This window comes from Micromonospora sp. M51 (assembly GCF_018070305.1).
GTDB lineage: Bacteria > Actinomycetota > Actinomycetes > Mycobacteriales > Micromonosporaceae > Micromonospora > Micromonospora parva.
The window spans coordinates 1-6,912 of record NZ_JAGPXZ010000297.1 but is presented as its reverse complement, the minus strand read 5'-3'; the positions used below and the strand labels follow the sequence as shown (position 1 = coordinate 6,912).

Here is a 6,912-nt window from a genome sequence, read left to right as displayed (position 1 = left end):
GCCGGTCTGCTCACCGCGTGGCTCGCGGGCGCCACCCCGGCGGCGGCTTTGAGCCGTGCCACCGATCTGGGCGCGCTGGCCGTCTCCACAGCCGGCGCCCGGCCACAGGCATAACGGCCGGCGCGCGGCCACCGGCGTGTTACGGCCCGGACCGGGCTAACCCTGGCCCGCTCGCGGGTCAGGGTTCGACGTCGATGACCTTGTGCGGGCGCTCCTCGGCGGTGAGGCTCATCGGCGGGGTGTCGTCCTGCTGGCGGGGGTGGAACCGGTTGGCCAACCGGTGCTCTTCCTTCGGCGGCCGGTCGTTGGCCAGCAGCACGGCCAGCCAGGGGATGAGCACCATGCCGAGGCCGCACAGCGGCAGCCAGAGCCAGAGCAGTGGGGCGTTCGCACCGACCAGGATCGCGCCGACGATGATGCACAGCACCCGGATGCCCATCATGAGGACATAGCGGCGCTGGCGACTGTTGAGCTGATCGTCCTGGCTGCGCGAGGCGTCGGTGATCAGAATCGGCTGGTACGCCTGACGCTTCACCATGGACCTCCTCGAGGGGGTTACGCCTCATCCTGTCACCGCAGGCCCGTGATCAGCGAACTTCGAGTCATCCCGTCGCGTGTTACGTGCGTGGTACGCTCCCGGCGTGGGCAGCAGGTTCAGCTTCACCGACGAGGCGTTGGCCAACCTGAGGGTCTACGACGTCACACCCGGGGAAGTCTGGGAGGCGCTGCACAGCGCCCGACGGGTCATCCGCCATCTGGGTGACGACGTGATGGTGGTCTACGCCGCCGCCCGCCGGGGCCGCCGACTGGCCGGGCTGCTCGCCGAAGCCGATGGCACCGACCACGACTGGGACATCCTCTCCGCCCGCGAGCTGAGCGACGTCGAGTCCAAGCGCTACGACGAGGCCGTACGGAGAGACCGCCGATGAGGGGGGCCGTGACGATGCACCGTAACGACGCGACCAAGCAGTTCCACGGCGGCGACGACCGGATCGCCGACCTGATCGACGAGAGCCCGGCGGTGGACCTGCCCACCCCCGACACCGACGTGCCGATGGTGAGCCGCTCGGTGCGGCTGCCGCTCGACACCTACGAGCGGGTCCGCGCCGCCGCCGACGCCCGGGGCATCGGGGTCACCACGCTGATGCGCCAGTGGATCGAGGCCGGCCTGGCCGACCTGGACGACTCGGCGACCGTCTCGCTGGCCGACGTCCGGCGCGCGCTGGCCTCGCTGGCGCACCCCACCGCAGCCTGAGGGTCATCCCCCCGCAGCCTTGGCCGCCGCCTTCATCTGCTGCTTGAACTCCCGCACCCGGCGCAGCGAGTCGGCGTCGGTGACGTCGGCCACCGACCGGTACGCGCCCGGGTCGCCGTAGTCCCCGGCCGCCTTCCGCCAGTCCTGCGGGGTCACCCCGAACCGCTTGCCGAGCAGGGCCACGAAGATCTGCGCCTTCTGCTTGCCGAAGCCGGGCAGCGCGGCGACCCGGCGCAGCAGCTCCGGCCCGTCCGTGACCTCCGCCCAGAGCAGCGCCGCGTCACCGTCGTAGCGCTCCACCAGCACCTGGCAGACCTCCTGCACCCGAGCCGCCATGGCCTTCGGGAACCGGTGCAGCGCGGGCGGCTGGGCGAAGAGCGCGACCAGCGCCTCCGGGTCGTACCCGGCCAGCTCCGCCGCGTCCAGGTCGTGACCGAGCCGCTGCGCCAGCACGTACGGCGAGGAGAACGCCTTCTCCATTGAGACTTGTTGATCAAGGACCATGCCGACCAGCAGGGCCAGCGGGCTGCGCTCCAGCAGCCGGTTGGCCTCCGGGTCGATGGGCAGTACGAGCGTCATGCGGACCATCCTGCCCGGCGCACCGATCCGGGTGGACACCGACGCTCCGACATCTACCGGCGGGTGACGCTGACCCGGAACGCACCGGGAGGCAGGATGTCGGGGTGGACGAACACGACATGCTGCTCTCCCCCGCCGGCGTCGACGCGCTGCGGACCGCGCTGACCCGGACCGGTTTCACCAGCCACGGCATCGCCGAGCGGCTCGGCGCGCAGGCGACCGCCGCGGTCTCCCGCAACGACTACCGGGCCGCGCTGCGCGCCACCGAGGACGGCGACCCGCTGGACACCCTGATCCGGGTGTTCATCTGCGACCAGACCGAGCCGGAGGCGGCGGTGGCCACCGCGCTCGCACCGCTGAGCGTGGCCGAGGCCCTCGCCGGCGGGCTGGTCGAGCGGTACGGCGCCGGCCTGCGCGCCGGCGTCGACCTGGAGCCGTACGGGGAGGACTGGTGGGTGCTCGCCGACGTCCCGGCCAGCGCCCGCCCGGGTCGCCCGCTGCACGCCGAGCACGTCCTCGGCATCGGCGGGGCCACCCACACCCTGATCGGCGCGACCGTGCGCCGGCCGGTCGACACCGCACTGGACCTGGGCACCGGCTCCGGCGTCCAGGCCCTGCACCTGGCCACCCACGCCAGGTCGGTGACCGCCACCGACCTCTCCGAGCGGGCGCTGCGCTTCGCCGCGACCACCGCCGCCCTCAACGGTCAGGACTGGGAGCTGCTCCGCGGCGACCTGGTCGCCCCGGTGGCCGGCCGGCGGTTCGACCTGGTGGTGAGCAACCCACCGTTCGTGGTCGGCCCGGGCACCACCACGCACGTCTACCGCGACTCCGGGCGGGTCGGTGACGCGATCGGCGCCGAACTGGCCGCCGCCGCCCCGGGCCTGCTCACCGAGGGCGGCACCATGCAGTACCTGGCGAACTGGGTGCACGTCGCCGGCGAGGCGTGGGACGAGCGGGTGGCCGGCTGGTTCGCCGGGACCGGCCTGGACGCCTGGGTGATCCAGCGCGAGGTGGCCGACCCGATGGCGTACGTCGACCTGTGGCTCACCGACGTCGGCGAGACCGCCGACCCGCAGCGGATGGCCGCCTGGCTGGACTGGTTCGACGCGCACAAGGTGGAGGGAATCGGCTTCGGCATCGTGTCAGTGCGCCGGGGCGGACACGCCGACCCGGTGGTCCGGGTGGAGGACCTGCGCCAGCGGGTGCAGCCACCGCTGGGCGACCAGGTCGCCGCCTGGTTCGACCGCCAGGACTTTCTCCGGGTACGCGACACCGAGGCGTTGCTCGCCGAGCGCTACCGGGCCGCCGAGGGCCTCCAGCTGCGACAGGAGGCCACCATGGGCGACGAGGGTTGGGGGGTGGACCGGCAGGTCCTGGCGATGCCGCACGGCCTGCGCTGGACCGAGGAGATCGACCCGCTGGTGCTGGCGCTGGTGGGTGGCGCGGACGGCCGACTGCCGCTGCGTGACCAGCTCGCCCTGCTCGCCGCCGCACACGACGTGGAGCCCGACGAGATGGCCGAGGCCGCCGGCCCGATCGTGGCGCACCTGGTGGAGCGGGGCTTCATTGAGCCGGTGAGCGCCTGATGCGCGCGGTGGTGCAGACCGTCGGGCAGGCCAGCGTGACGGTGGACGGCGAGGTGGTCGGCGCGATCGAGAACGGTCTGCTGGTGCTGCTCGGGGTGACCCACACCGACACCGAGCAGACCGCCCAGACGATGGCCCGCAAGGTGCACGAGGTGCGCATCCTGGACGGTGAACGGTCCGCCGCCGACACCGGCGCGCCGATCCTGGTGGTCAGCCAGTTCACCCTCTACGGCGACGTCCGCAAGGGCCGCCGCCCGAGCTGGACCGCCGCCGCCCCCGCCGAGGTGGCCGAACCGCTGGTCACGGCGGTCGTGGAGGCGCTACGGCAACGCGGCGCCAAGGTGGAGACCGGCCGCTTCCGCACCCACATGCTGGTCGAGAGCACCAACATAGGCCCCCAAACCCTCCTCCTGGACCTCTGACCCGCACCCCACCCTCAGCCCGCCGAGCCCGGTGATCAAGAGGTTTGCGTCAAACCACGGGCAAAATCTGACGCAAACCTCTTGATCACCGCAGAGAAGCGGCCGGGAGGGGGTGGGTTGGGGTTAGGAGAAGAGGCCTCGGCGGGTCAGGGACTGGCGGAGCCAGTTGTCGAGCTCGGCGGTCCAGTCGGTGCGGTCGGCGGTGGCGTGGTCGACAGTGAACCGGCCGAACGCGTCGCGGCCCTCGGTGAAGACACCGCCGCGCTTGTCGACCTCCAGCACCACCTGCATCTGCTGCGCGTCGGCGATGAAGGTGACCTCCAACTGGTTGATCGAGCGGGCGTACTGCGGCGCAGGATTGAACTCGATCTCCTGGTAGAACGGCAACGTCTGGCGTACGCCGTAGATGTGACCACGCTCCACATCGGCGCGGGCGAACCGGAAGCCCAGTCGCAGCAGCGCGTCCAGCAGTCGCTCCTGTGCCGGCAGCGGGTGCACCACCACGGCGTCCAGGTCACCCTTGTCGACCGCGCGGGCGACCTCCAGCTCCGTACGCAGGCCCATCGTCATCCCGTGCAGGTGCTGTCCGTACAGCTCGGTGACCGGTGTCTCCCACGGCACGTCGAACCGGAACGGGATGTCGTAGCGCTGCCCCGGCTCCAGCCGGAACGCGCCGGTGACCTGCTGGCGGTGGAACTCCTGACTGGTGTCGTAGTCGTTGTCGCCGCTCTCGACCTCGACCCGGGTGACCAGGCCGAGGGTGACGTGGTCGATGTCGACCTGATGGTCACCGCCGAGCACCTGGATGCGGCCCTCCAGCTGGCCGCCGGGGCGGCAGTTCGGGTTGGCCAGCACCGTCTCCACCGACGGACCGCCGACGCCCATCGCCTTCATGAGCCGCTTGAAGACCACACCGTCCTCCTCTGTCGTTCCCGGCCGACCTAAGGTGGCCGGCCGTCCGCAACGTAGCCGGGCCGGGCAACCACACAGCGGGACGACACACCGCACCAGCGATCCGACCCAATTCCTGTCGGGTGCCCGATCGCCTCACTCCCGTTTTACGCCCCGCCCGCCAAGCTGTTGTCACACCGGCACCACTGGGCCGGGCACACGGCACAGATGTGGAAACGGGGAGACAGAGATGGTCCTGCAGATGACGGAACACCGGACGCGCCCGACCACCACGATCGACACTGACGGGGCCCCCGAGACCCTTGCCGACCTGGACGCCACCGACGAGCGCGGCATCTCCACCGACCTGGTCCGGGCCTACCTCAACGGGATCGGCCGGACCAAGCTGCTGACCGCCGCGCAGGAGGTCGACCTGGCCCGGCGCATCGAGGCCGGCCTGTTCGCCGACGAGAAGCTCGCCACCTGCATCCCCGTCTCCGCGGAGCTGCGAGCCGACCTGGAGCTGATCGTCGCGGAGGGTCGGGCGGCCAAGGACCACCTGTTGGAGGCGAACCTGCGGCTGGTGGTCAGCATCGCCAAGCGCTACACCGGCCGGGGCATGGCGTTTCTCGACCTGATCCAGGAGGGCAACCTCGGCCTGATCCGGGCGGTGGAGAAGTTCGACTACGCCAAGGGCTACAAGTTCTCCACGTACGCCACCTGGTGGATCCGACAGGCCATCACCCGAGCAATGGCCGACCAGGCCCGCACCATCCGCATCCCGGTGCACATGGTCGAGCAGGTCAACCGGATGGTCCGGGCCCGCCGCGAACTGGCGGTGACGCTGGGCCGCGAACCGACGGTCGCCGAGGTCGCCCGGGCGCTGGAGATCCCCGAGATCCAGGTCATCGAGCTGATCTCCTACGACCGGGAGCCGGTCAGCCTGGACCAGGCCGTCGGCGACGACGGTGAGAGCGCCCTCGGCGACTTCGTGGCCTCGGTGGACCCGCGCACCGAGCCGGGCGACGCCGCCGCCCAGGGTGAGCTGCGCAACGAGGTCAGCATCGTGCTCTCCACCCTGTCCCAGCGGGAGCAGGCGGTCATCCGCCTCCGGTTCGGCCTGGACGACGGCCGGCAGCGCACCCTGGACGAGGTGGGCCGCGAGTTCGGCCTGTCCCGGGAGCGGATCCGCCAGATCGAGAAGGTCACGCTGCTGAAGCTGCGCGCCCCGGAGCGGGCTCAGCGCCTGGAGGCGTACGCCTGCTGACGCACCCGGTTCCCACGAAAGGCCCCGGCGGTTCGCCGGGGCCTTTCGTGCTGTCGGGGTGTTTGACTGGGACACCGATCCGCGACCGACGAGGCGAGGAGAGCAACGATGAACTGGACGCTTGAAGTGGTGATCGTGCCGGTCTCCGATGTGGACCGGGCGAAGAAGTTCTACGCCGACCAGCTCGGCTTCACGGTGGACCACGACACGGTGATCAGCGACGAGGCACGCATCGTCCAGCTGACCCCGCCCGGCTCCGGCTGCTCGATTGTGATCGGTAAGGGTGTCGTCCCGGAGATGCCGCCCGGCTCACTCAAGGGCCTGCAACTGGTGGTGCCCGACCTGCGGCGGGCCCACGAGGAACTGCTCGGGCGAGGTGTGGAGGTCAGCGACATCCAGGTGGTCGGTCAGAACCCCCGGCCGGTCCCGGACCCACTGGACAATGTCGGCTTCGTCTTCTTCGCCGACCCGGACGGCAACACCTGGGGCGTCCAGCAGATCTCCAGCCGCGCCTGACCGGGCACGCTCACAGGCGGCGGGGGCCGGTGTCCGGGCGGGCGACCACGCCGCCCACCCCCAGCTGGGCGTGCAGGACCGAGAGGCCGTCCGGGCGGGCGAGCACCGGGTTGAGGGTCAGCGACCGCACCCGGGGCTGCTCGTCGGCGAGCTGACCCACCCGGAGCAGCAGGTCGACCAGGGCGGCCCGGTCGACCGGCGCGGCCCCCCGGTGCCCGCGCAGCAGCGGCGCGGCCCGGGGTTCGTCGACCAGCTCGGCCGCGTCCCGGTCGGTCAGCGGCACCGCCCGCCAGGCCCGATCGCCGAGCAGTTCGGTGGCGACCCCACCGAGGCCGAACCCGACCACCGGCCCGAACGCCGGATCTTCCACCACCTCCACCACGCAGGCCACCC

The 6,912-nt window shown here is 71.6% G+C and carries 10 protein-coding genes and 1 pseudogene; 7 read left to right on the top strand and 4 right to left on the bottom strand.

The annotated features are described in order from the left end of the window. Positions 1 to 114, top strand: a pseudogene (locus tag KBX53_RS36395) (ribokinase); the annotation flags it as partial. Between the two features lie 64 nt (positions 115 to 178). On the opposite strand, the gene KBX53_RS17255 reads toward KBX53_RS36395, so the two are convergent. Then, entirely contained in the window at positions 179 to 538 is a 360-nt protein-coding gene (locus KBX53_RS17255) for a DUF3099 domain-containing protein (protein ID WP_030337423.1), read from the bottom strand. Between the two features lie 103 nt (positions 539 to 641). On the opposite strand from KBX53_RS17255, the gene KBX53_RS17250 reads away from it, so the two are divergent. Both KBX53_RS17250 and KBX53_RS17245 read left to right on the top strand, forming a co-directional pair. Beyond that, a complete protein-coding gene (locus KBX53_RS17250; protein ID WP_309140793.1) occupies positions 642 to 929 on the top strand; it encodes a hypothetical protein in 288 nt (95 codons plus the stop codon). 14 nt (positions 930 to 943) lie between these two features. Further along, positions 944 to 1,255 (top strand): hypothetical protein, encoded by a 312-nt coding sequence (locus KBX53_RS17245; RefSeq protein ID WP_030337420.1) that lies wholly within the window; start codon positions 944 to 946, stop codon positions 1,253 to 1,255. A gap of 3 nt (positions 1,256 to 1,258) precedes the next feature. On the opposite strand, the gene KBX53_RS17240 is transcribed toward KBX53_RS17245, so the two are convergent. Further along, positions 1,259 to 1,843 (bottom strand): HhH-GPD-type base excision DNA repair protein, encoded by a 585-nt coding sequence (locus KBX53_RS17240; RefSeq protein ID WP_030337419.1) that lies wholly within the window; start codon positions 1,841 to 1,843, stop codon positions 1,259 to 1,261. 95 nt (positions 1,844 to 1,938) lie between these two features. On the opposite strand from KBX53_RS17240, the gene KBX53_RS17235 reads away from it, so the two are divergent. Next, entirely contained in the window at positions 1,939 to 3,423 is a 1,485-nt protein-coding gene (locus KBX53_RS17235; protein ID WP_030337418.1) for a methyltransferase, read from the top strand. Then, a complete protein-coding gene (gene dtd / locus KBX53_RS17230; protein ID WP_030337416.1) occupies positions 3,423 to 3,845 on the top strand; it encodes a D-aminoacyl-tRNA deacylase in 423 nt (140 codons plus the stop codon). Before KBX53_RS17235 ends, dtd begins: the two co-directional genes overlap by 1 nt. A 123-nt stretch (positions 3,846 to 3,968) precedes the next feature. Here the strand turns inward: dtd and KBX53_RS17225 are convergent, their stop codons facing one another. Beyond that, positions 3,969 to 4,757: a sporulation protein gene (locus KBX53_RS17225; protein ID WP_030337414.1), complete on the bottom strand. Its 789-nt coding sequence runs from the start codon at positions 4,755 to 4,757 to the stop codon at positions 3,969 to 3,971. Positions 4,758 to 4,998: 241 nt separating this feature from the next. On the opposite strand from KBX53_RS17225, the gene sigB reads away from it, so the two are divergent. Then, positions 4,999 to 6,003: an RNA polymerase sigma factor SigB gene (gene sigB, locus KBX53_RS17220; protein WP_156057963.1), complete on the top strand. Its 1,005-nt coding sequence runs from the start codon at positions 4,999 to 5,001 to the stop codon at positions 6,001 to 6,003. A 108-nt stretch (positions 6,004 to 6,111) separates the two neighbouring features. After that, complete coding sequence (locus KBX53_RS17215; protein WP_210860333.1) at positions 6,112 to 6,519, top strand: VOC family protein; 408 nt, start codon at positions 6,112 to 6,114, stop codon at positions 6,517 to 6,519. Between the two features lie 10 nt (positions 6,520 to 6,529). Here KBX53_RS17215 and KBX53_RS17210 read toward each other — a convergent pair. Continuing rightward, positions 6,530 to 6,912 (bottom strand): acetate--CoA ligase family protein (locus tag KBX53_RS17210; protein WP_210860331.1); only part of this gene is annotated, 383 nt, incomplete at its 5' end.

What these genes read in the sequence shown, in the direction of transcription:
- KBX53_RS17255 (WP_030337423.1), bottom strand. Translation starts at nt 538, where the DNA reads ATGGTGAAGCGTCAGGCGTACCAGCCGATTCTGATCACCGACGCCTCG.
- KBX53_RS17245 (WP_030337420.1), top strand. Translation starts at nt 944, where the DNA reads ATGCACCGTAACGACGCGACCAAGCAGTTCCACGGCGGCGACGACCGG.
- KBX53_RS17240 (WP_030337419.1), bottom strand. Translation starts at nt 1,843, where the DNA reads ATGGTCCGCATGACGCTCGTACTGCCCATCGACCCGGAGGCCAACCGG.
- dtd (WP_030337416.1), top strand. Translation starts at nt 3,423, where the DNA reads ATGCGCGCGGTGGTGCAGACCGTCGGGCAGGCCAGCGTGACGGTGGAC.
- sigB (WP_156057963.1), top strand. Translation starts at nt 4,999, where the DNA reads ATGACGGAACACCGGACGCGCCCGACCACCACGATCGACACTGACGGG.
- KBX53_RS17215 (WP_210860333.1), top strand. Translation starts at nt 6,112, where the DNA reads ATGAACTGGACGCTTGAAGTGGTGATCGTGCCGGTCTCCGATGTGGAC.